Genomic DNA, 22,649 nt, shown 5'->3' with positions numbered 1-22,649 from the left:
GCCCGCAAAAATCAAACCGGTTTATCGCCTAACACTGTCGCCCGATGCATCACCCGCCGCGCCGGATAATAATCCGCATTGGCATAATGCTGTGTTACGCGATTATCCCAAATAGCGACATCGTTTGGCTGCCAGCGCCAGCGCACCTGAAACTCAGGTTTAGTCGCATGGGCAAACAAAAAGCCTAACAGCGCCTCGCTCTCTTTCTCACTTAAATCAACAATCCGCGTAGTAAAGCCTTCATTAACGAACAACGCTTTTTTACCGCTGACCGGATGGGTACGAATCACTGGGTGTTGTACCGGCGGATGCTTCGCCACCGCTTGCTGCCAGCGCTGATGCTCTTCTTCACTCTTGCGGTATTTAAATTCCTGAAACGATTTTTTGAAATCGTGCTCGGCATGCAATTCCGCCAGCAATGTTTTAAGCGGCGTAGAAAGCGCTTCATAGGCGGCAATGCCGCTGGTCCACAACGTATCGCCGCCAGACTCCGGCAACACCTTTGACGCTAAAATCGCAATCGCGGGTGGCGTATCGATAAACGTGACGTCGGTATGCCAGTTATCGTTGTCTGGTGGATTATCCTGATGCGTATCCAGCACGATAATCTCTTCCACGCCTTCAGCATGCGGATAAACCGGATGAATATGTAAATCGCCAAATCGTATTGCCAGCGCCCGCTGCTGCTCCGGGGTAATCACCTGATCGCGTAAAAAAGCACCTGATGACGCAGCAAGCCATGATAAAGCTGCTCAAACTGCGCATCGCTTAAGGGACGCGCTAAATCAAGGTTAGCAACCTGCGCACCAATGTTCGGGCCCAGTGCAGTGATATTCAGACGTTCGTTCATTGTTGTTCTCCATTCCAGGGCGTCAGGCGGCGCTGCAATGCGCGCAGCCCGAGTTCTAAGCTAAAAGCAATCACGGCAATCACGGCAATTCCGGCCAGCACCACATCGGTAGCGAGGAATTCTCCGGCTGACTGCACCATAAAACCGAGTCCACGCGTTGCAGCGATCAATTCAGCAGCCACCAGCGTTGACCAGCCCACCCCAAGCCAATACGCAGACCGGTAAGAATTTCTGGCAACGCACCAGGCAAAATAACCCAGCGCAAGATTTGCCAACGGCTGGCACCGAGCGCTTGCGCGGCACGAATACGCACCTGCTGCGCATTACGTACGCCAGCCAGCGTTGACAGAGCAACCGGCGCGAATATCGCCAGGTAAATCAGCAAAATTTTCGAGGTTTCGCCGATGCCAAACCAGATCACCATCAGCGGCAAATACGCCAGCGGCGGTACCGGACGATAAAGCTCTATTAGCGGATCGAGTAACCCACGCACTGCCGGACTCAGCCCCATCGCAATGCCAACCGGGATACCGATTGCCGCCGCCGCCAGCAAAGCAATGACCATGCGCGTTAGGCTCGCGGCCAGATGCTGCCACAGCGTGGCGTCCATAAATCCTTGGGCGCTGGCAATCAGGAACAGCTTGCTCAGCACCTGCTGCGGTGAAGGCAAGAACAGCGGCGCAATCAGGCCAAGCGCCGTGACGCCCCACCACACCAGCAACAGCGTCAGTAAACTCAGCAAGCTCAGGCTGAGTTGCATGGAGAGCGGCCAATGCAGGCGGCGTCGTGCCACGCTGGTTTTGTCGTTGATTAAGGCGCTCATACAAAAGCCTCTCGCTGGGCAAAGACGCGGCTCAGCACATATTCGCGTTGAGCAATGAACGCTGGATCAGATTTGATACTGCGGCACGCTTCACCACTGGCAAAGCGCTGTCCAAAATCAAGATGCAGTCGCTCAACAATGCGGCCCGGCCCCGGTGAAAGCAGAATCAATTCGCTGGCAAGAAAAATGGCTTCTTCGATATCGTGGGTAATCAACAGAATCTGTTTGCCGCTGTCGCGCCACAGCGTCAGTAGCAACGTTTGCATCTGTTCGCGGGTAAAAGCGTCAAGTGCTCCAAACGGTTCGTCCAGCAATAACAGTTGCGGATCGGCAGCTAAGGCTCGCGCAATCCCTACACGCTGGCGCTGTCCACCGGAAAGCTGCCAAATCTGGCGTTTTTCCGCACCTTCCAGTCCCACTTTTTTGATCAACCGGCGCGCAATAGTTTCGCGTTCCTGACGCGCCATGCCGGCTAGCTGTAAGCCAAACGCAACGTTGTCGAGGACATTGCGCCAGGGCAGCAATCCTTCATTTTGGAATACCACGCCACGCTCCGCGCCCGGGCCATTGATCGTCTTGCCTTCCAACGTGATGCTGCCAGATTCAACCGGAAGAAAACCGGCAATCAGGTTGAGCAGCGTGGTTTTGCCGCAACCCGATGGGCCCAGCACCACCAGCAGTTCGCTTTTATCCACTTGCAGATTGATGTCCTGCAAGGCGGGTTGTCCGGCGTAACGAGCATTAAGATGCGCGATGCGTAGCATAGTGACTCCTTACAAGGTGACTTAGGGTTTAGCTAACGGCGCAACAAAACGCGTAGTGACGAAGCTGCTGTAGTCACTCTCCGCCTGCGGCACACGGCCCTGCTCTTTCAGGAACTGCGCGGTATCGACAATCGCCTTGTTAACCGGCTTGCCTAACTGCTCAACCTGCTGCTGTGCAGTGAGATAAGTGTTGCCTTTCACCAGTCCCGCAACTTGCGCTTCCGGCACGCCGCTCAGACGAGACAGCTTGCTCAGGTTGTCTGGCTGTTTCAGCCATTCATCAGGGTTATCGATGTAAGGTTTCTGTGCTGCCAATGCACTACGGGCGAAAGCCGTTACGATATCGGGATGCTGTTCGGCGAAGTCTTTGCGTACCACCCAAACGTCGAGGGTTGGCGCGCCCCAGCTGCCCACTTGTGAAGAATCTGTCAGCACCTTGCCCTCTTTCTCCAGCTGGTTAACGGCGGGAGCCCAGACGTAAGCGCCATCAATGTCGCCACGCTGCCAGGCGGCAATAATGGCGGGCGGTTGAAGGTTAACAAGCTGAACCTGCGAAGGCTTGATGCCCCAATGCTTAAGTGCGGCCAACAAGCTGTAATGCGTCGTTGAAATGAAAGGAACAGCGATGCGTTTACCGATCAGGTCTTTCGGGCTGGTAATGCTTTTTTCACCACGAACGCTTCTGAATTTCCCAGCTGAGAGGCCAGCAGGAATGCTTCTATGGGTAACTGCTGCGTCGCCGCAACCGCTAGCGGGCTAGAACCGATATTACCGATTTGTACGTCACCCGAAGCGAGTGCACGCAACACGCCTGCACCACTGTCGAATTTGCGCCAGTCAACCGTTGCGCCGCTCTCTTTCGCAAACGTATTGTCCGCCTGCGCAACTTTGGCTGGTTCCGCTGAAGTCTGGTACGCCACTGTGACGTTTACCGCTGCCGCCTGGAATGTCAGCAGCGCCAATGCCGCCGCTAAAATTGACAATCGTCCTTTTACTACCATGATGCTGCACCCCGATGCTTTTATGATGCAGGCAGTTTCACTGAGACGTTTAATTTCATGAAGGAATTAAAAATTATCCCTAATAGAAATAAGTTCTTAGATCAAAATCCGCAAAACTCATGCACTGGATGCAATTAGAAAAGCAGTCAAGACTGCAGTCGATAACGTTAAAAAAGCGTAAAGGCGGAAATAGGTTATGCGCTCACATTCGGGTTGTGATATTGGTATATCCTCTTTTTTGCTGGCTAATGAAGGGCTTTGTGTTCGATGTCGATAGAGAAAGTTGCTCAGTTGGCTGGCGTATCCAAAGCCACCGTTTCAAGGGTTCTGAACCAACATCCCGGCGTTAAACCGGCTACCCGCCAAAAGGTCTTATCAGCTATTTCCGCCAGCGCTTATCAGCCAAATTTGTTAGCGCGCCAACTGCGTACGTCACAAAGCCATATGTTAATGGTGTTAATTTCTGACATCACTAATCCCTTCTGTTCACGGGTAGTTCAGGGGATTGAAGCTGAGGCTGAAATCCACGGTTATCATATTTTGCTCTGTCATTCGGCTTCACAGCTGCAGCGTGAAGCGGCCTATCTGGCCTTGCTGACCGGGAAAGTAGTGGATGGCGTGATTACTATGGATGCAGCGGCAGGTTTACAAGATCTCAACACCATCATCGGCAATGCGCCTTGGGTGCAGTGTTCGGAATTCGATCCGCTGATTCAGGCTTCTTCTGTCACCATCGATCATCTTGGTGCCGCACGTGACACCGTGCATTATCTGGCAGGCAAAGGGCGTAAACGCATCGGGCTGGTAAACGGCGATATGCGCTATCTCTACTCACATCATCGTGAAAAAGGGTATCGCCAGGCGATTGAAGAACTGGGTTTGGATTGGATGGGCGTGGCCTATGCCGAAAATATCTCCTGCGAAGCGGGTAGCAAAGCGTTACGCGAACTGATGACGAAGCCGGAACCACCGGATGCGGTGTTTGCCGTTTCTGACGTATTAGCGGTTGGCGTGATTCATACCGCGCTGGAAGCCGGGTTTCGGATACCCGAAGATTTAGCCGTTGTGGGCTTTGACGGTATTCCTTTTACCAGCAGCCTGAATCCGCCGTTGACCACTATCGAACAGCCGATGTATCAGCTCGGCGCGCGCAGCGTGCAGCTGCTGCTGGAAAAAATTCGCCATCCACGTGCGCCGATTATTCGGGAAGTGTTGCCCTGGAAGCGCGTTGAACGCGCTTCCAGTTAACTCAATGCCAGATCAACAGCACGCAGGCTGCGGTTAATGCGCCCATTGCCACGTTGAAAATTGTCCAAGCCCGGCGGCTGCGAAGGATGCGGCCAATCATCGCGCCAAACCCCATCCAGATTACCCCTGACAGCAAATTCACAATGAACATTCCAAGGCTAATTGCCATCACGGAATGGCGATACGCCTCGCCCGCCAGACTAAAGCTGGCTACCGCGCCCAACGCCATTAACCAGGCTTTGGGATTGATTAACTGTAATAATCCGCCCTGCCAAAATGGCATGGGTGCTGCGGGTGCATCATCGGTTTCCAGTTTTTCATAAGCTGCGGTCGCAATCTTCCACGCCAGCCACAAGAGATAGAGGCTACCGGCAATCTTAAGGAATAAATGCAGTGAAGGATAAAGCACGATCAGGCCGCCCACACCGAACGCCACCATCAGTAACATGACCTGCATGCCGATCATGATGCCAATCATCAGCGGAATGGTGCGCATAAAGCCAAAATTGGCGCCCGAGGCGGTGAGTAACATATTATTAGGGCCAGGCGTGATCGCGGCGACCCAGAGAAAACCCAACATCGATAAAAAAGGCTCAGTTCCATGAAAATCGGGTGCTCCTCACCCCATCAAGCAAAAACCTATCGAAGCTAACAGTGTGATATGGAACAGACAAGCCTTTACGACATGAAATTTACTGGCAGTGCAGATGAACGTTTTAACGCACCCGCGGGCTTACGCAACCCGCATCTGCAAACCGTGCTGCCGCGCCTGCTCAGACGCCATGTAACGTTGCAGCCACACTGGCAGCGGCTCGATCTGCCGGATGGCGATTTTGTTGATCTGGCGTGGAGTGAAGATCCGCAGCAAGCGCAGCACAAGCCGCGCGTGGTTCTGTTTCATGGCCTTGAGGGGAGTTTTACCAGCCCTTATGTACATGGTTTGATGCAGATGTGTCAGGCGCGCGGTTGGCTGGCGGTGGTCATGCATTTTCGCGGTTGCAGTGGCGAGCCAAATCGCCTGAACCGTATTTATCACTCCGGTGAAACCGGCGACGCCAGCTTTTTCCTGCACTGGTTACGCGCGCGCTGGGGCCATGTTCCCACCGTGGCGGTCGGTTTCTCGCTTGGCGGTAATATGCTGGGCTGTCTGCTGGGTCAACAAGGCAACGAGGCCGCACTGGATGCAGGCGTAATTGTTTCGGCCCCACTGATGCTTGAGCCCTGTAGCCTCCGGCTGGAGCGAGGTTTGTCACGCTTCTATCAATATTACCTGCTCGCTCAACTCAAGAAAAACGCTGAACGCAAGCTGCTTGCCTGGCCGGAAACGCTGCCGGTGGATTTAACTCAATTGAAGGCGTTGCGCCGTTTACGTGATTTTGATGATGCAATCACCGCACGCGCCCACGGCTTTACGGATGCCAGCGACTATTATCGTCGTGCCAGTGCTTTGCCTTTATTAAAGGCGGTGCGTAAACCGCTGCTGATCATTCATGCCAAAGACGATCCGTTTATGAGCGATGAAGTGATACCGCGCAAAGAACAATTATCTGCCACTATTACTTATCAGCTGACGTCACATGGCGGCCATGTTGGTTTTGTCGGTGGTACGCTGCGTCAACCGCAACTGTGGCTGGAACAGCGCGTGCCGCAATGGATTTCCCCTTTTTGGATTGCTAACCCGTGATTATTCCCTGGCAAGATGTTTCGCCCGAAACACTCGAAAATCTGATTGAAACCTTTGTCCTGCGAGAAGGTACCGACTACGGCGAGCATGAGCGCAGTCTGGAAGACAAAGTTGCTGATGTGCGCCGCCAGCTTGAGCGTGGCGATGTTGTGCTGGTGTGGTCTGAACTGCATGAAACGGTAAATATCATGCCGCGCAATGAATTTCGCAGCTAATGCGCTAACGAGAAATTCATGCTAACAATGCTCTTCGCCCGACCTCACAGGGAGTTTTTTATGTCTGCTCGGCATCCAATTATCGCGGTGACCGGCTCCAGCGGAGCCGGAACCACCACCACCAGCCTCGCCTTTCGTAAGATTTTTCAGCAGCTGGATCTGCACGCGGCAGAGCTTGAAGGCGACAGTTTTCACCGCTTTACCCGCCCGGAAATGGACATGGCGATCCGCAAAGCGCGCGATCTTGGACGTCATGTCAGCTATTTCGGTCCCGAAGCCAATGACTTCGGCCTGCTAGAACACTCTTTTATCGAATACGGTAAAAGTGGTCAGGGTGAGTCGCGCAAATATCTGCATACCTATGATGAAGCGGTGCCGTGGAATCAAGTGCCCGGCACGTTTACACCCTGGCAGCCGCTGCCGTCGAATACGGATATTTTATTTTACGAAGGCCTGCACGGCGGCGTGATGACAGCGCAACACAATGTGGCTGAAAACGTCGATTTACTGGTTGGCGTAGTGCCGATTGTGAATCTGGAATGGATTCAGAAGCTGGTGCGTGATACCAGCGAACGTGGGCATTCACGTGAAGCGGTGATGGATTCAGTGGTGCGTTCAATGGAGGATTACATCAATTTCATTACCCCACAGTTTTCCCGCACGCATATCAACTTCCAGCGCGTTCCTACCGTAGACACGTCAAACCCGTTTGCCGCACGCACCATTCCGTCGCTGGATGAGAGCTTTGTGGTGATCCATTTTCAGGCGTTGGAAGATATCGATTTTCCTTATCTGCTGGCGATGCTACAGGGATCGTTCATTTCGCACATTAATACGCTGGTGGTGCCGGGCGGCAAGATGGGATTAGCGATGGAATTGATTATGGGGCCATTGGTAAAACGATTAATGGAAGGTAAGCGGATTGAATAAATATCTACCCTAAATAATTCGAATCGCAGGGAGATGGCAACGAATCAATCCTGATGAGCTGATTAAAGTAGATGATACCGGTGAATGCGGGCAGTCAACGCACCAGCAATTTGAAAAATGATGAATAGAGAGGCCGAGAGTCGGCCTCCAGCAATTACCGTTCTTTCACTTCATAGCTGTGGGTCATTTCTACCCCTTTACCCAACATGATCGCGACTGAGCAATACTTCTCAGCCGAAAGATCGACAGCACGTGCAACCGCTTTGTCAGCCAGCGCTTTGCCGCTGACAATAAAGTGCAAATTAATATGCGTAAAAATACGCGGCGCTTCTTCGCGACGTTCGGACGTCAGCTTCACCTCGCAATCCACTACATCATTGCGGCCTTTCTGCAAAATGGTGACTACATCAATCGCGCTGCAACCGCCCGCTGCCATCAACACCATTTCCATTGGGCTAGGGGCTTTATCGCCGGCGTTGCCGTCCATCAAAACCTGATGACCAGAAGAGGATTCGCCAAGAAACGTTAGACCTTCAACCCATTTCACTCTTGCCTGCATGATTTAGCTCCCAGAATATGCTGATTTGCCGCCAGAGTACGCTTTCACCTGGTAAACAGCAATCCAGAGAAATCCGCACTTTGCTGAAGCGAGACAACACAAGACAGTCGGCAAAAGCTGTGCTACAAACAGAGCTGAAAATATTTTTCGTCACTCGATGACGGAGCCGGGAAGAATTAAGCGCACTGCGCCAAATGCAGCCCGAATAATTTCCAAAATGGAAAATGCTTTACGCTTTCATCGCCTGACAGGGAAACTGTCCCCTGTATTTTGGGCACGATTACAACAGAGGATAATAGCGAATGGTTCTCGGCAAACCGCAAACAGACCCTACACTCGAATGGTTCCTGTCCCATTGCCATATTCACAAATATCCATCCAAAAGTACGCTGATTCACCAAGGTGAAAAAGCTGAAACGCTTTACTACATCGTGAAAGGTTCCGTTGCGGTTCTGATCAAAGATGAAGAAGGCAAAGAGATGATTCTCTCCTATCTGAATCAAGGCGATTTTATCGGCGAGCTTGGCCTGTTTGAAGAAGGTCAGGAACGCAGCGCTTGGGTACGTGCGAAAACCGCGTGCGAAGTGGCGGAAATTTCTTACAAGAAATTCCGTCAGTTGATTCAGGTAAACCCGGATATTTTGATGCGACTGTCGTCGCAGATGGCGCGTCGCTTACAGGTAACGTCAGAAAAAGTGGGTAACCTCGCTTTCCTCGACGTGACTGGACGCATTGCACAAACACTGCTTAATCTGGCCAAACAGCCAGACGCCATGACGCATCCCGACGGCATGCAAATTAAAATTACTCGTCAGGAAATTGGCCAAATTGTTGGTTGTTCACGTGAAACCGTGGGCCGTATTTTGAAGATGCTGGAGGATCAGAACCTGATCTCAGCACACGGCAAAACCATCGTCGTTTACGGCACCCGCTAATTCCTGTCACTCCCGGCGTGATGGCAACATCACGCCGTTATTATTTGCGCTGAGCTGATGTGGCGTCGAATCATTTATCATCCTGAGATCAATTATGCCCTGCGGCAAACGCTGGTCCTTTGCGTGCCCGTTGCGCTCGGCTGGCTGTTTGGCGATCTGCAAAAAGGTCTGCTGTTCTCACTGGTTCCCGCTTGCTGCAATATTGCTGGCCTTGACACGCCCCACAAACGCTTCTTCAAACGCCTGATTGTTGGCGGCGGACTGTTTGCACTTGGCAGCTTTCTTATTCAGTGGCTTACGCTGAAAGGCATTCCCCTGCCCGCGATTCTGTTTGTCGTGCCGCTTTTGCTGGGTGTAACGGGTGAGATCAGTCCACTTCACGGGCGTTTACTGCCCGGCGCGCTGATCGCCTCAATCTTCACCTTAAGCCTGATGGGTCACATGCCTATCTGGGTTCCGCCGCTGCTCTACATTGGCGGTACGCTGTGGTATGGCCTGTTTAACTGGTTCTGGTTTTGGTTGTGGAAAGAGCAACCAATGCGTGAAAGCCTGAGTCTGGTCTATCGCGAGCTGGCAAATTATTGCGACGCGAAATACACCCTGCTGACACAACTCACCGATCCTGAAAAGGCGCTGCCACCTCTGCTGGCGCGTCAGCAAAAAGCGGTGGATTTGATTAATATCTGCTATCAGCAGATGCATATGCTGTCTGCCAACGGTGATGAAACCCATAAACGCCTGAAGCGGGCTTTTCAGGTTGCGTTGGATTTACAAGAGCATATTTCGGTCAGTCTGCATCAGCCGGAAGAAGTGCAAAAGCTGGTTGAGCAAAGCCATGCCGAAGCGGTGATCCGCTGGAACGCTAAAACCATTTCTGCACGGCTGCGCGTCTTAGCTGACAACATCCTTTATCACCAGCTTCCCGATCGTTTCTCAATGGATAAGCAACTGGGCGCACTGGAAAAAATTACGCGCCAGCATCCCGATAACCCGGTCGGCAATTTTTGCCTTTACCATTTCAACCGCATCGCCCGCGTGTTACGTACGCAAAAGCCGCTCTATCAACGTGACTTAATGGCCGATCGTCAACGTCGCCTTCCACTTCTGTCTGCGTTGCGTAGCTATCTAAGATTCAGATCCGCCGCACTGCGCACCGCCGGACGTTTTTCTGTGATGCTGATGTTTGGCAGCGCGTTGGCGATGTTTTTCAATATCCCCAAACCCTACTGGATTTTGATGACTATTATGTTCGTCAGCCAGAACAGTTACAGCGCCACGCGGGTTCGTATTCAGCACCGTGCGCTGGGTACTTTTGCTGGATTGGTGATTGCGGCCGCCACGCTGCGCTTCGCCGTCCCGGAATCGCTGGTGCTGTTGATCATGCTGGCCATTACTTTTATCAGTTATGTCTTCACTCGCCAGTTTTATGGCTGGGCAACAATTGGTTTTACCGTCACAGCGGTTTATTCGTTGCAGTTGCTGTCACTGAATGGCGCGCAATTTCTGCTGCCGCGCCTGATGGATACCATAATGGGCTGCCTGATCGCCTTTGGCGGTATGGTGTGGCTGTGGCCACAATGGCAGAGCGGTTTATTGCGTCAAAATGCGCATGATGCGCTGGAAACTTACCAGGATGCGCTGCGCATGTTGCTGGGGCCTGAACAATCGGCTGAAAAACTGGCTTATCAGCGGGTGCTGGTTAATCAGGCACATAACGCCTTGTTCAACTCGCTCAATCAGGCGATGCAGGAGCCGGGTTTTAATTCGCAATATTTAAAAGATATGCGCATGTGGGTGACACACAGTCAGTTCATCGTTGAACACATTAACGCCATGACCATTCTGGCGCGTGAACATACCATGTTGCCCCCTTCACTGGCGGAGAGCTATTTGCAGTCGTGTGAAATTGCCTTGCAGCGTTGTCAGCAGCGGCTGGAGTATGACGGGAACAGTTCTCAGACCAACGTGCTGGAAGCCGCAGAGAACATCAACGAAGGCCCGATTACGGTGTTAGAGCAGCATGTTAAACGCATTCAGGCCCATCTGAGCGTGATGCATACCATCTCGTCCCTGGCCTGGAGCCAGCGCCCGCAACACGGTCGCTGGCTGGTGAGGCATTTGCGGAAAAGCTAATTCACGGAAAAGGCGTTACGCGTTAAGTACCTTTTCTACCGCTTTGGCGAAACGCATCATGCCTTCTTCAATATCGGCGGGCTCGATCACCAGCGATGGCGCAAAACGAATCACGTCGGTGCCAGCCACCAAAATCATCAAACCTTCTGCCGCAGCAGCATTCAGGATGTCTCGCGCTTTGCCTGCGTGCTGCGGTTTCAGCGCCGCACCAATCAGCAAACCTTTACCGCGAATATCTGAGAACAGATCGTGCTTCGCATCAATAGCCTTCAGCGCTTCAACATATTGCTGACGGCGCGTTTCAACCCCGTCCAGGACTTCCGGCGTGTTGATGATGTCCAGCGCGGTTTCGGCAATGGCGCACGCCAGCGGATTACCGCCGTAAGTGGTGCCGTGCACGCCCGGTGCCATGGTCGACGCGATTTCATTGGTGGTCAGCATCGCGCTTACCGGAAAACCGCCGCCCAGCGCTTTGGCCGAGGTCAGAATATCTGGCGTCACGCCATAATGTTCATAGGCAAATAGCTTGCCGCTGCGGCCCATACCGCTTTGTACTTCGTCCAACACCAGCAGCGCCTGATGTTGATCGCACAATGCGCGTAGGCCTTGCATAAATTCCGGCGTGGCGGGCATCACGCCGCCCTCACCCTGGATCGGCTCAACCACGATGGCGCAGGTGTGATCGTCAATCACCGCTTTGACAGCGTCCAAATCGTTGAAAGGCACATGCACAATATCCGCCGGTTTTGGACCAAAGCCATCGGAATACTTCGGCTGCCCGCCAACCGATACGGTAAACAGCGTACGGCCATGAAAAGCATTGTGGAAAGCGATGATTTTGCTTTTGAAAGGACTATGACGCTTATAGGCATAATAACGCGCCAGCTTGAAGGCGGCTTCGTTAGCTTCTGCGCCAGAGTTGGCGAAAAAACGCGGTCAGCAAAGGTGGCGTTGATTAACTTGCTGGCAAGACGCAGCGCCGGTTCGTTAGTAAAAACATTGCTGGTATGCCACAGCGTTTCACCCTGGCTTTTCAGCGTTTCTACCAGCGCCGGATGGCAGTGGCCCAACGCGGTCACTGCGATGCCGCCTGAAAAGTCGATATACTCTTTGCCTTGCTGGTCCCATACGCGACTGCCTTTGCCTTTCACCGGCACAAACTGCGCTGGTGCATAAACAGGCAAAATAACGTTATCGAACGTTTCCCGCGTTACCGCAATTTTTTCCGCTGCCATTGACGACCTCATTTGATTGTTTGTTGAGCCAATGTGAAATAATAATCACAAAATATGCATAAAAAATCATTCAAAGGCAAACAGTGTTTTACTGATCAAGAAAATTGCGCAGCAGTTGATGCCCTTGTTCGCTAAGAATGCTTTCTGGATGGAACTGTACGCCTTCCAGTGCCAGGGTTTTGTGGCGGAACCCCATAATTTCATCGGGTTGCCCATCGCGCAGGCTCCAGGCGGTAATCTCAAATTCGTCTGGCAACGTATCACGCTGGACGATCAAAGAGTGATAACGCGTTACGGTAAGGGGATTATTCAGATGGCGGAACACGCCGCAGCTGGTGTGTTGAATGGCAGAGGTTTTCCCGTGCATCACCTGACGCGCGCGCACCACTTTGGCTCCATATGCTTGCGCGATAGCCTGATGACCCAGACAGACGCCCAGTATCGGTATACGTCCGGCAAAATGGCGAATCGCCGCCAGCGAAATCCCCGATTCATCCGGTGTACAAGGGCCGGGCGAAATCACCAGATGCGTCAAAGGCAGCGCCTCTATCTCTTCCAGCGTGATGGCGTCATTGCGCACCACGCTGACTTCTGCGCCGAGTTCGCAAAAGTATTGGTAGAGATTCCAGGTGAAAGAGTCGTAGTTGTCGATGAGCAGCAGCATGACCAATCCTGAGTGGTTAAAAGCGCCGCCATTCTACAGCTGTTACGCTATCTCACTCACCACTTTCGTAAAGACCTTCTCAAGCGGCTTGAGGTCGCCGGAAGCACCCGCCTGATTTGCAGCGTTCCATGCTTCAGACTCGATTTTTCCCCACTCCAGCAAATAACCTGCATGCAGCGCTAACTGTTCGAAGAAGATGCGTTGCGCGCGGCCATTTCCCTCACGGAAAGGATGCAGCACATTGATCTCGCAATAATAATGCGCCATACGCTGCACAAACGCTTCTGGGGAAAGATCGGCTAAACCATTCTCCTCCTCCAATGCGCTCATGAGGGTATTCCCCTCTTTTTCGATATATTCGAAATGGCAAAATGGCGTATCGCCGCGCCAGATATCGATAGTACGTAGCTCGCCTGCCCAGCTGTACACATCCTGGAAGAGGGTGCGGTGAATATAACAAAGATAGGGCAAACCCAGCGTATAGGTGCTGAGCTCTAACGTAGCAAGCCGCGCTGCGCTGAAGCTTAACTCCGCTTTGCGTAGCTGAGCGGCATCGTGAATATCAAGACGATTTTTCAGCACATCATCGTTATGCCACAGATAAGGATCGCGGGCGGCAGCAATATTATTGGCCATATTGCCTCCTCAACGATTCTAGTCGCGCCTGAGCATCTTCACCTTTCAAAGCCAGCTCATTTAACGTGAAGCCTTCCAGCCGACAGCTCGCCTGATAGCTGGCAGCACGCCGCTGTTGCCAGAGCGCAGATTTTTGTTTGTCTGTGAGTTTATGTGCCATGTCGCCTCCTGCTGGGATTTGCCCTAAGTATAAGAGCAAAATTTTCCTTTGCCGGAGGCGGATAGGGTTCGCCATCGGGAGATGGCGATATAAGTGCGTTAAGGCAGGACTTTCGCGGAAATGATAACTACCGGTTTTGACGGTACATTCTGGTATGGGCCTACATCTTTCGTTGGCACCTGAGAAATTTTATCGGCCACTTCAATGCCTTTCACAATTTTACCAAATACCGCATAACCAAAATCACGCTGGCCGTGATCGAGGAAGGCGTTATCTGCCACGTTCAGGAAGAACTGGCTGGTGGCGCTGTCTTTATCAGCCGTACGCGCCATTGAAATAGTGCCACGCAGGTTACGCAAGCCATTGTCCGCTTCATTTTTGATTGGCGCATTGGTCTGTTTCTGCTGCATATCCGTGGTGAAGCCGCCACCCTGAACCATAAAGCTCGGGATCACACGGTGGAAAATAGTATTGTTATAAAAACCGTTGTTCACATAATCGACAAAGTTTTTCACTGAAACCGGCGCTTTTTGGTCGTTCAGTTCGAGTTCGATATTGCCGGCAGAAGTAGTAAGCAGAACGTGTGTATCGCCTTTAGCGGCTAATGCCGAGGCGGAAACTGAGGAGAGCGCTAACAGGGCAACTGCCGCTGTCAAAGTACGTTTAAACATGAAAGATTCCTTACCTTGGAGAGCGAGCTCAAAACGTGATTGATTGTAAAGAGCATGTAATACAAGAGCCAGCGTTTTACCTTAATTTACGCTGAGCTCAACGAAACAGCGCAAACGTTAAACCCAACGTCTTACGTGACTAAAATCACACATTCAATGAAATATGGATCATGATTTTCACTGGTTGTTTATTAAGATCACAGTTGCGTTTACACTTTCTGACACTTTTGCCGACCTTCCGGTTCTTAACAGGTTCAGAACATGACAAACCGAAATCGACTAGGCCTTACCTGGATCAGCTTCTTTTCGTATGCGCTTACCGGCGCGCTGGTGATCGTCACCGGCATGGTAATGGGTGATATTGCGAAAGATTTCCAGATCCCTATTTCTAGCATGAGTAATACGTTTACCTTCCTTAATACCGGCATCCTGGCGGCAGTTTTTCTTAACGCCTGGTTGATGGTTATTATCCCGCTGAAGCGCCAGTTGATTTTCGGCTTCATATTAATGGTGTTTGCCATCATTGGCCTGATGACCAGCCGCGATCTCAGCATCTTCTCACTATGCATGTTCGTGCTGGGTGTGGTCAGCGGCATTACCATGTCGATTGGTACTTTCCTGATTACCCATATGTACGAAGGTCGTCAACGCGGTTCACGCCTGCTGTTTACCGACTCCTTTTTCAGCATGGCAGGCACGCTGTTTCCGGTGCTGGCAGGGATTCTGCTGGCGCGTCAGTTGCCATGGTACTGGGTTTATGTCTGCATCGGCGTTATCTATGTGGCTATTTTTGTTCTGGCGATGTTTATTGAATTCCCCGTGCTGCGCAAACCAGAAAACAGCCCAACCGTAGAAAAAGAGAAATGGGGCGTGGGCGTGCTGCTGCTTTCCGTTGCCGCGCTGTGCTACATCCTCGGCCAGCTTGGCTTTATCTCTTGGGTGCCAGAATACGCGACCAAAACCATGGGCATGGATATCGCCAGCGCAGGTCAGTTGGTCGGTAACTTCTGGACAGCCTACATGGTTGGCATGTGGGTGTTCAGCTTCCTGCTGCGTTTCTTCGACCTGCAACGCATTCTGATGGTATTAGCGGGCCTCGCCACGGTATTGATGTACTGGTTTGTCAGCAGCAACGACGCCAGCATGTTGAGTTGGATCATCATGATTCTGGGCTTCAGCTCCAGCGCAATTTACACCACCATCATCACGCTGGGTTCGCTGCAAACCAAAGTCGCTTCACCGAAGCTGGTGAACTTTATCCTGACCTGCGGCACCGTTGGCACCATGTTGACCTTTGTGGTTACCGGTCCGATTGTTGAAAAGAGTGGCGTACACACTGCGCTCTCTACCGCGAATGGCTTGTATGCTGTGGTGTTCGTCATGTGTGTGCTGCTGGGTTTTGTTACCAAGCATCGCCAGCATGGTCACGTTACGCATTAATCCCCGAGGGCGGCGTTACGGCGCCGCCCTGCCTCGTTCAGCGTTTAAAATCTACCCGCTCTGCTTCCCGTAAATAAATCTCGCTCTGCGCCGGTTGGGTCGCCGCAATCAGTGCGCCACCACGAATCGAATAGCGTACGGGAACCTGCCGCCTTACCGCATCAAAACCGTTCTCTGCCGGTAGAATAATCAGGTTGGCATCATTACCGACCTCAAGACCGTAACCGCTGAGATTCATGGTCTTTGCGCTGTTGTGAGTAATCAGCTTCAGTCCTGCATCAATCTGTTCATATCCCATTAGCTGACAAACATGCAGACCCATGTGCAGCACCTGCAGCATGTTGGCGGTGCCAAGCGGATACCAGGGATCAAACACATCATCATGGCCAAAGCAGACATTAATATCCGCTTCCAGCAGCTCTTTTACCCGCGTAATACCGCGTCTTTTGGGATAGGTGTCGAAGCGTCCTTGCAGATGAATATTCACCAGCGGATTTGCCACAAAGTTAATGCCTGAAAGGCTGAGCAAACGAAACAAGCGTGAAGCATAAGCGCCGTTATAAGAGTGCATTGCCGTGGTATGACTGGCGGTTACGCGCGCGCACATGCCATCTCGATGTGCCAGCGCCGCCACGGTTTCAACAAAGCGCGACTGCTCATCATCAATCTCATCGCAGTGCACATCCACCAGCTTGTCGTAACGATTAGCAAGGGCAAATGCCTTATGCAGCGACTCCACGCCATATTCGCGGGTAAATTCATAATGGGGGATCGCGCCGACCACATCCGCGCCCATGCGCATCGCCTCTTCCAGCAACGCTTCACCATTGGGATAAGAGAGAATCCCTCCTGTGGAAACGCCACAATCTGGATATCAATCCACGGCGCCATGTCCGCTTTCAACGCCAGCATGGCTTTCAGCGCGGTCAAGGTGGGATCAGAAACATCTACGTGGGTACGCACAAACTGAATGCCATTCGCGATTTGCCACTTCAGCGTTTGCATCGCGCGCTGCTTTACATCTTCATGGCTGAGCAACGCTTTGCGCTCAGCCCAGCGCTCAATGCCTTCAAACAGCGTGCCGGATTGATTCCACGCCGGTTCGCCCGCCGTTTGCGTGGTATCGAGGTGAATATGCGGCTCAATAAATGGCGCACTGGCTAATCCGCCTTCTGCATCCAGCACCGCATTCATCTGCTCGGTGTGCTGCGACTGCTGATGAATAGCGGCGATCTTGCCTTCAGCAATATCGATCTGCCACTCTCCATCACGCCCGGGCAGGCGCAAATTGATAATCGACTTCAGGGACGGTTTGGTCATAGCGATGCGTTCTCCATTCAGACGTATTCGCTTAAAGCTAGCACGATTCAGCTTCATGATGAGAGCGAGCCAGATAACGCTTTTTTCAGCAATATAAGCGGGTTAGATAAACTCTTTCAAAATCAGCCATATAACTCTAAATAGGTATATAAAGCCCTTATTGATATACATCAATAAGGGCTAAAAACGTCGCGCTATTGTAGCCGCAGATATCGCAAATTTGAGGCAACAATGAGCAAGCACAATGTCGTCATTATTGGTAACGGCATGGTCGGCCACCGCTTCATAGAAGAGCTGATCGACAAAGCTGATCCTGGCCAGTTTTCGTTGACCGTTTTTTGTGAAGAACCCCGCGTCGCCTATGATCGCGTTCACCTTTCTGCATACTTCTCCCACCACACCGCCGAAGAACTTTCCCTGGTTCGCGAAGGCTTTTACGAAAAACATCAGGTCAAGCTGCTGCTTGGTGAACGCGCCATTACCCTCAACCGGGAAGAGAAGCTGATTCACTCCAACACCGGTCGCGCCGTTCATTACGATACGCTGATTTTTGCCACCGGTTCTTATCCCTGGATTCCGCCCATCAAAGGGGCCGAGGGCAGCAACTGCTTTGTTTATCGCACGATTGAAGATCTCAACGCTATCGAAGCCTGTTCACGTCGCAGCAAACGTGGCGCGGTGATTGGCGGTGGATTACTGGGTTTAGAAGCCGCAGGTGCGCTGAAAAATCTGGGTATCGAGACGCACGTTATTGAGTTTGCGCCCGTCTTAATGGCGGAACAGCTCGACAAACAGGGCGGCGAACAGCTGCGTCGCAAGATTGAAGAGATGGGCGTGCAGGTACATACCGGCAAAAATACCCAACAGATTCTTCATCATGACAAAGGCGGCAAAACGCTGCAGTTTGCGGATGGCAGCGAGTTGCAGGTCGATTTTATTGTCTTCTCAACCGGTATTCGTCCGCAGGACAAACTGGCGAAGCAGTGCGGACTTTCAATCGGTACGCGCGGTGGCATTGCCATTAATAACCGCTGCCAAACCAGCGATCCCACCATTTACGCCATCGGTGAATGCGCCGCCTGGCAAGATCGTGTATTTGGCCTGGTTGCGCCGGGCTATAAAATGGCCCAGGTCGCCTGCGATACGCTATTGGGCCGTGATAACGCTTTTTCTGGCGCGGACATGAGCGCCAAATTAAAACTGCTGGGCGTAGATGTCGGCGGCATTGGCGATGCTCGTGGCAACACGCCGGGCGCGAAAAGTGTTGTCTGGCTGGATGAAAGCAAATCTATCTACAAGCGCCTGATCCTCAGCGAAGATCAGAAAACGCTGCTTGGCGCAGTGCTGGTCGGTGATACCAGCGATTATGGCAATCTACTGCAACTGGTCCTGAATGCGATTCCTTTACCTGGCAATCCTGAAGCGTTGATTCTTCCGACCGGCAGCGGCGAAAAGCCGTCAATTGGCGTGGATGCGCTGCCTGACAGCGCGCAGATTTGTTCCTGTTTTGACGTCACTAAAGGCGACATCATCACAGCAGTAAAAGGCGGATGTCACACCGTGGCGGCGTTAAAGGGGAAACCCGTGCCGGCACCGGATGTGGCGGCTGCATACCGCTGATTACGCAGGTGCTTAACAGCGAGCTTAGCCGTCAGGGCATTGAAGTGAATAATCATCTTTGCGCCCACTTCCCTTATTCGCGCCAGGAGTTGTATCACCTGATTCGGGTAGACGAAATTAAAAGCTTTGATGCGCTGTTGGCTAAATATGGTCAGGGTTACGGCTGCGAAGTGTGTAAACCCACGGTGGGATCGCTGCTGGCTTCTTGCTGGAATGATTATGTCCTGAAACCGCAACATACGCCGTTGCAGGACAGCAATGATGTTTTCCTTGGCAATATTCAGAAAGACGGCACTTATTCAGTGATCCCGCGTTCACCGGGCGGCGAAATCACCCCGCAAGGTCTGCAAGTGATTGGCGAAGTCGCACAGCAGTACAACCTCTACACCAAAATCACCGGTTCACAACGTATTGGCCTGTTTGGTGCCCAGAAAGATGATCTTCCAGCGATTTGGTCCAAGCTGGTTGCTGCGGGCTTTGAAACCGGTCACGCCTATGCGAAAGCATTGCGCATGGCGAAAACCTGCATTGGCAGCACCTGGTGCCGCTTTGGCGTCGGCGACAGCTTGGGCTTTGGCGTGATGCTGGAAAATCGTTACAAAGGTATTCGTACGCCTCACAAAATGAAATTTGGCGTGTCGGGTTGTACCCGTGAATGTGCTGAAGCTCAAGGCAAAGATGTCGGCGTGATTGCGACTGAGAAAGGCTGGAATCTCTATATCTGCGGCAATGGCGGCATGAAACCCCGCCATGCAGATCTGCTGGCAGCCGATCTCGATCAAGCCACCTTAGTGACCTACCTCGATCGTTTCATGATGTTTTACATCCGTACCGGCGATCGCCTTCAACGCACGTCGTTGTGGCTAGAGAGTCTGGAAGGCGGCGTTGAGTATCTGCGCAGCGTGATCGTTGACGACAAATTAGGCATCAATGCGCAGCTGGAAAGTGAATTGAATCGCCTGCGCGGCAGCGTGAGTTGTGAATGGACCGCCACGCTACAGGATCAACAAAGCCAGGCGCGCTTCGCCCACTTTATCAATTCGCCGCAACGCGATCCCAATGTACAAATCGTGACTGAACGCGATCAACATCGCCCGGCGCGCCCATCTGAACGTATTGCCGTCACGCTAATTGAGGAGAGTGAAGCATGAACCAGTGGACTGTCGTGTGTCAGTTGACACAAATCTTACCCGCGACCGGCGTCTGTGCGTTGGTCAATGGTCAGCAGATTGCCATTTTCCGTCCACGTGATGATGAGCAGCTGTTTGCCATCAGCAATATCGATCCTTTTGCCGATGCCAGCGTGCTGTCGCGCGGCATTATCGCCGAGCATCAGGATGCATTGTGGGTGGCGAGTCCGCTAAAAAAGCAGCGATTTCGCCTCTATGATGGCCACTGTATGGAAGATGAAGCACGCTCGGTCGCTGCGTATCCGGTGCGCGTTAGCGCGGGCCAGGTCGAAGTTTGCGCCTGAATTTCACTTTATGAGACAACACCATGTTTACTGACACACTGAATAAAAGCGCGGCCAACGCGGCGCGTATTGTCCGTACTGCGCAGGAGAGCCCGCTGGCTTTCTGGATTAGCTCGGCGATGGCGGGTGCTTACGTCGGTTTAGCGATCATTTTTATCTTCACGCTGGGTAATCTTGTCGATCCTGCCCTGCGGCCGTTGGTGATGGGCGCCACTTTTGGCATCGCGCTGACGCTGGTGATCGTTGCGGGTTCGGAACTTTTCACCGGCCATACGATGTTCCTGACGATCGGTGTTAAAGCAGGCAGCATCTCGCAAGGCCAGTTGTGGTGTGTTTTGCCGCAAACCTGGTTGGGTAATTTAGTCGGCTCCGTTGCGGTTGCCCTGATTTACTACTTTGCCGCTGGCCCGCTGCTGCCTAATGCTAATTCGCTTATCCACGCGGCTGCACTGGCGAAAACTGCCCAACCCGCCATGGCCCTGTTCTTCAAAGGCGCACTCTGTAACTGGTTAGTTTGCCTGGCGATTTGGATGGCATTGCGTACTGAAGGCGCAGCGAAAATGATTGCGATTTGGTGGTGCCTGCTGGCGTTTATTGCTTCCGGTTTCGAGCACTCCGTGGCTAACATGACGGTTTTTGCACTCTCCTGGTTCGGTCAGCATAATGAGAGCCTGACATTGGGCGGCATCGGCCACAATCTGCTTTGGGTGACGTTGGGTAACATGCTTTCCGGCATGGTGTTTATGGGGCTCGGTTACTGGTATGCCACACCGCGTGCACAGCGCCCACAACCTGATCTTTCAGTCGGATCGGTTAAAACAGCTTAATCCCCCTATTTCAGCCCGCTTAACGCGGGCTTTTTTCAGGAGTTTTCATGGAGTATTTCCCCTGTTTTGTCGTCTACAAGGTAAACGTTGTTTACTGGTGGGCGGCGGTGATGTCGCAGAACGCAAAGCGCGTTTGCTGCTGGCAGCGGGCGCAGACCTGTATGTCGGCGCGCTGGATTTCTCTCCGGCTTTCCAACATTGGGCGCAACAGGGAGAGCTGACTTTACTGGATGGCCATTTTGATCCCCGCTGGTTAAAAAATTGCTGGCTGGTTGTCGCAGCGACTAATGACAACAACATCAATCAGCAGGTGGCAGATACCGCTGAAGCCCAACAAATTTTCTGCAATCTGGTCGATGCCCCCGAACAGGCCAGCGCCATCATGCCATCAATTATTGATCGCTCACCGCTGATGGTTGCGGTGTCGTCGGGTGGATCTGCCCCGGTGTTGGCTCGCTTGTTGCGCGAAAAACTCGAAGCGATGCTGCCTCAGCACCTTGGTCAACTTGCGCAGTTCGCCGGTAAACTACGCGTTCGAGTAAAAACAGAATTTCATTCAATGGGTCAGCGCCGCCATTTTTGGGAGCGCTTTTTCAATAGCGATCGTCTGGCGCAAACCCTGGCGAATGGCGACAACCCGCGCGCTCAACAAATAACGGAAACGTTATTCAATGCCGCGCCCGAAGCGCTAGGTGAAGTCGCTTTGGTCGGTGCCGGACCGGGCGATGCGGGATTGTTAACGCTGAAAGGTTTGCAACAGATTCAGCAGGCCGATGTCATTGTTTATGATCGGCTGGTATCAGACGACATTCTCAATCTGGTACGCCGTGACGCTGAGCGGGTATTCGTGGGTAAGCGCGCCGGATATCACTGCGTTCCACAGGATCAGATCAATCAGCTGCTGTTGGAGCAGGCGCAGCGCGGTAAACGCGTGGTGCGATTAAAAGGCGGCGATCCGTTTATCTTTGGTCGAGGCGGTGAAGAGTTGGAAGTACTGGCGCAACATAAGATCCCGTTTAGCGTGGTGCCTGGTATCACGGCTGCGTCAGGCTGCGCAGCGTATAGCGGCATTCCACTTACCCATCGCGATCATGCGCAAAGCGTACGGCTGGTCACTGGACATCTACAAAAAGAGGGCAAACTCGGCTGGCAAAAACTGGCTGCCGAGCAACAGACGCTGGTGTTTTACATGGGGCTGGTGCAAGCCCCGGAAATTCAGCGGCAATTGTTAACGCACGGAATGCGCGCCGATATGCCTGTTGCCTTGGTGGAAAACGGCACCAGTGCTCGCCAACGCGTTGTGACCGGCACGCTGGCACAGTTGGGTGAACTGTCGCAGCAGGTGATCAGCCCGAGCCTGATTATTGTGGGCAGCGTAGTGAGTTTACGCGAAACATTGCGTTGGTTTTAAGCACGACAAAATGCTGTAAAGAAAGAGGATGATGCGCGCCTGTTCTGGC

General features: G+C 52.5%; 17 protein-coding genes and 6 pseudogenes. 11 read left to right on the top strand and 12 right to left on the bottom strand.

Annotation, left to right across the window (positions count from 1 at the left end; all coding sequences use genetic code 11):
* Positions 1–11: 11 nt before the first annotated feature.
* From tauD to tauA, 4 genes and pseudogenes are all read right to left on the bottom strand, one after another.
* A pseudogene (tauD, locus tag KQP84_RS04710) lies at positions 12–850 on the bottom strand (taurine dioxygenase).
* A pseudogene (tauC, locus tag KQP84_RS04705) lies at positions 847–1,673 on the bottom strand (taurine ABC transporter permease TauC). Before tauC ends, tauD begins: the two co-directional pseudogenes overlap by 4 nt.
* Complete coding sequence (gene tauB, locus KQP84_RS04700; protein WP_215845410.1) at positions 1,670–2,437, bottom strand: taurine ABC transporter ATP-binding subunit; 768 nt, start codon at positions 2,435–2,437, stop codon at positions 1,670–1,672. Before tauB ends, tauC begins: the two are co-directional and overlap by 4 nt.
* A 21-nt stretch (positions 2,438–2,458) precedes the next feature.
* Positions 2,459–3,438 (bottom strand): annotated as a pseudogene (gene tauA, locus KQP84_RS04695) (taurine ABC transporter substrate-binding protein).
* Between the two features lie 267 nt (positions 3,439–3,705).
* On the opposite strand from tauA, the gene KQP84_RS04690 reads away from it, so the two are divergent.
* Entirely contained in the window at positions 3,706–4,686 is a 981-nt protein-coding gene (locus KQP84_RS04690) for a LacI family DNA-binding transcriptional regulator (protein WP_215845409.1), read from the top strand.
* A gap of 1 nt (position 4,687) precedes the next feature.
* Here KQP84_RS04690 and KQP84_RS04685 read toward each other — a convergent pair whose 3' ends face one another.
* On the bottom strand, positions 4,688–5,266 hold the full coding sequence (locus KQP84_RS04685; protein ID WP_215845408.1) for a LysE family translocator: 579 nt from the start codon (positions 5,264–5,266) through the stop codon (positions 4,688–4,690).
* An 81-nt stretch (positions 5,267–5,347) separates the two neighbouring features.
* Between KQP84_RS04685 and KQP84_RS04680 the strand changes: the two genes are divergently transcribed.
* From KQP84_RS04680 to KQP84_RS04670, 3 genes are read left to right on the top strand one after another with little or no spacing between them, the layout of a single operon-like run.
* Positions 5,348–6,370 (top strand): hydrolase, encoded by a 1,023-nt coding sequence (locus tag KQP84_RS04680; protein WP_215845407.1) that lies wholly within the window; start codon positions 5,348–5,350, stop codon positions 6,368–6,370.
* Positions 6,367–6,585: a YheU family protein gene (locus tag KQP84_RS04675; RefSeq protein ID WP_215845406.1), complete on the top strand. Its 219-nt coding sequence runs from the start codon at positions 6,367–6,369 to the stop codon at positions 6,583–6,585. Before KQP84_RS04680 ends, KQP84_RS04675 begins: the two co-directional genes overlap by 4 nt.
* Before the next feature lie 60 nt (positions 6,586–6,645).
* Positions 6,646–7,515 (top strand): phosphoribulokinase, encoded by an 870-nt coding sequence (locus KQP84_RS04670; protein ID WP_215845405.1) that lies wholly within the window; start codon positions 6,646–6,648, stop codon positions 7,513–7,515.
* 154 nt (positions 7,516–7,669) lie between these two features.
* Here the strand turns inward: KQP84_RS04670 and KQP84_RS04665 are convergent, their stop codons facing one another.
* A complete protein-coding gene (locus KQP84_RS04665) occupies positions 7,670–8,074 on the bottom strand; it encodes an OsmC family protein (protein WP_215845404.1) in 405 nt (134 codons plus the stop codon).
* 302 nt (positions 8,075–8,376) lie between these two features.
* On the opposite strand from KQP84_RS04665, the gene crp reads away from it, so the two are divergent.
* The gene (crp, locus tag KQP84_RS04660) at positions 8,377–9,009 is read left to right on the top strand and encodes a cAMP-activated global transcriptional regulator CRP (RefSeq protein WP_000242758.1); all 633 of its coding nucleotides are present in this window, start codon (positions 8,377–8,379) and stop codon (positions 9,007–9,009) included.
* Positions 9,010–9,066: 57 nt separating this feature from the next.
* Positions 9,067–11,142 (top strand): YccS/YhfK family putative transporter, encoded by a 2,076-nt coding sequence (locus KQP84_RS04655; protein WP_215845403.1) that lies wholly within the window; start codon positions 9,067–9,069, stop codon positions 11,140–11,142.
* 15 nt (positions 11,143–11,157) lie between these two features.
* On the opposite strand, the pseudogene argD reads toward KQP84_RS04655, so the two are convergent.
* The 5 genes and pseudogenes from argD to ppiA all read right to left on the bottom strand — a co-directional run bounded on the left by argD (position 11,158) and on the right by ppiA (position 14,508).
* Positions 11,158–12,377 (bottom strand): annotated as a pseudogene (gene argD / locus KQP84_RS04650) (bifunctional acetylornithine/succinyldiaminopimelate transaminase).
* A gap of 88 nt (positions 12,378–12,465) precedes the next feature.
* Positions 12,466–13,041 carry an aminodeoxychorismate synthase component II gene (locus KQP84_RS04645; RefSeq protein ID WP_215845402.1) on the bottom strand — a complete coding sequence of 192 codons (576 nt, stop codon included), beginning with the start codon at positions 13,039–13,041 and terminating at the stop codon, positions 12,466–12,468.
* A gap of 42 nt (positions 13,042–13,083) precedes the next feature.
* Positions 13,084–13,677, bottom strand: coding sequence for a putative adenosine monophosphate-protein transferase Fic (locus tag KQP84_RS04640; RefSeq protein ID WP_215845401.1), 594 nt, complete (start codon positions 13,675–13,677; stop codon positions 13,084–13,086).
* On the bottom strand, positions 13,667–13,837 hold the full coding sequence (ficA, locus tag KQP84_RS04635) for a FicA/YhfG family antitoxin (RefSeq protein WP_215845400.1): 171 nt from the start codon (positions 13,835–13,837) through the stop codon (positions 13,667–13,669). The genes KQP84_RS04640 and ficA overlap by 11 nt, the downstream gene beginning before the upstream one ends.
* Before the next feature lie 98 nt (positions 13,838–13,935).
* Positions 13,936–14,508, bottom strand: a complete 573-nt coding sequence (gene ppiA / locus KQP84_RS04630) for a peptidylprolyl isomerase A (RefSeq protein WP_215845399.1) — start codon at positions 14,506–14,508, stop codon at positions 13,936–13,938.
* 261 nt (positions 14,509–14,769) lie between these two features.
* On the opposite strand from ppiA, the gene tsgA reads away from it, so the two are divergent.
* A complete protein-coding gene (tsgA, locus tag KQP84_RS04625) occupies positions 14,770–15,948 on the top strand; it encodes an MFS transporter TsgA (RefSeq protein WP_215845398.1) in 1,179 nt (392 codons plus the stop codon).
* A 37-nt stretch (positions 15,949–15,985) separates the two neighbouring features.
* Here the strand turns inward: tsgA and KQP84_RS04620 are convergent.
* A pseudogene (locus KQP84_RS04620) lies at positions 15,986–17,268 on the bottom strand (cytosine deaminase).
* 231 nt (positions 17,269–17,499) lie between these two features.
* On the opposite strand from KQP84_RS04620, the pseudogene nirB reads away from it, so the two are divergent.
* The 4 genes and pseudogenes from nirB (at position 17,500) to cysG (ending at position 22,600) form a co-directional block, all read left to right on the top strand.
* Positions 17,500–20,039: pseudogene (gene nirB / locus KQP84_RS04615) on the top strand (nitrite reductase large subunit NirB).
* A complete protein-coding gene (gene nirD, locus KQP84_RS04610) occupies positions 20,036–20,362 on the top strand; it encodes a nitrite reductase small subunit NirD (protein ID WP_215845397.1) in 327 nt (108 codons plus the stop codon). The pseudogene nirB and the gene nirD overlap by 4 nt, the downstream one beginning before the upstream one ends.
* Positions 20,363–20,385: 23 nt before the next feature.
* Entirely contained in the window at positions 20,386–21,189 is an 804-nt protein-coding gene (gene nirC / locus KQP84_RS04605; RefSeq protein WP_215845396.1) for a nitrite transporter NirC, read from the top strand.
* Complete coding sequence (gene cysG, locus KQP84_RS04600) at positions 21,125–22,600, top strand: siroheme synthase CysG (RefSeq protein ID WP_215845395.1); 1,476 nt, start codon at positions 21,125–21,127, stop codon at positions 22,598–22,600. The genes nirC and cysG overlap by 65 nt, the downstream gene beginning before the upstream one ends.
* Positions 22,601–22,649 lie beyond the last annotated feature (49 nt).

The sequence above is a fragment of the Candidatus Pantoea bituminis genome, assembly GCF_018842675.1.
In the GTDB taxonomy this organism is placed as follows: Bacteria; Pseudomonadota; Gammaproteobacteria; order Enterobacterales; family Enterobacteriaceae; genus Pantoea; species Pantoea phytostimulans.
Note: the sequence above shows the minus strand (reverse complement) of the source record. Positions and strands in the feature narration are given on the sequence as shown.

Coding starts and splice junctions, on each gene's coding strand:
- tauB (WP_215845410.1), bottom strand. CDS start 2,437: ATGCTACGCATCGCGCATCTTAATGCTCGTTACGCCGGACAACCCGCC.
- KQP84_RS04690 (WP_215845409.1), top strand. CDS start 3,706: ATGTCGATAGAGAAAGTTGCTCAGTTGGCTGGCGTATCCAAAGCCACC.
- KQP84_RS04685 (WP_215845408.1), bottom strand. CDS start 5,266: ATGTTGGGTTTTCTCTGGGTCGCCGCGATCACGCCTGGCCCTAATAAT.
- KQP84_RS04680 (WP_215845407.1), top strand. CDS start 5,348: ATGGAACAGACAAGCCTTTACGACATGAAATTTACTGGCAGTGCAGAT.
- KQP84_RS04670 (WP_215845405.1), top strand. CDS start 6,646: ATGTCTGCTCGGCATCCAATTATCGCGGTGACCGGCTCCAGCGGAGCC.
- KQP84_RS04665 (WP_215845404.1), bottom strand. CDS start 8,074: ATGCAGGCAAGAGTGAAATGGGTTGAAGGTCTAACGTTTCTTGGCGAA.
- crp (WP_000242758.1), top strand. CDS start 8,377: ATGGTTCTCGGCAAACCGCAAACAGACCCTACACTCGAATGGTTCCTG.
- KQP84_RS04655 (WP_215845403.1), top strand. CDS start 9,067: ATGTGGCGTCGAATCATTTATCATCCTGAGATCAATTATGCCCTGCGG.
- KQP84_RS04645 (WP_215845402.1), bottom strand. CDS start 13,041: ATGCTGCTGCTCATCGACAACTACGACTCTTTCACCTGGAATCTCTAC.
- KQP84_RS04640 (WP_215845401.1), bottom strand. CDS start 13,677: ATGGCCAATAATATTGCTGCCGCCCGCGATCCTTATCTGTGGCATAAC.
- ficA (WP_215845400.1), bottom strand. CDS start 13,837: ATGGCACATAAACTCACAGACAAACAAAAATCTGCGCTCTGGCAACAG.
- ppiA (WP_215845399.1), bottom strand. CDS start 14,508: ATGTTTAAACGTACTTTGACAGCGGCAGTTGCCCTGTTAGCGCTCTCC.
- tsgA (WP_215845398.1), top strand. CDS start 14,770: ATGACAAACCGAAATCGACTAGGCCTTACCTGGATCAGCTTCTTTTCG.
- nirD (WP_215845397.1), top strand. CDS start 20,036: ATGAACCAGTGGACTGTCGTGTGTCAGTTGACACAAATCTTACCCGCG.
- nirC (WP_215845396.1), top strand. CDS start 20,386: ATGTTTACTGACACACTGAATAAAAGCGCGGCCAACGCGGCGCGTATT.
- cysG (WP_215845395.1), top strand. CDS start 21,125: ATGCCACACCGCGTGCACAGCGCCCACAACCTGATCTTTCAGTCGGAT.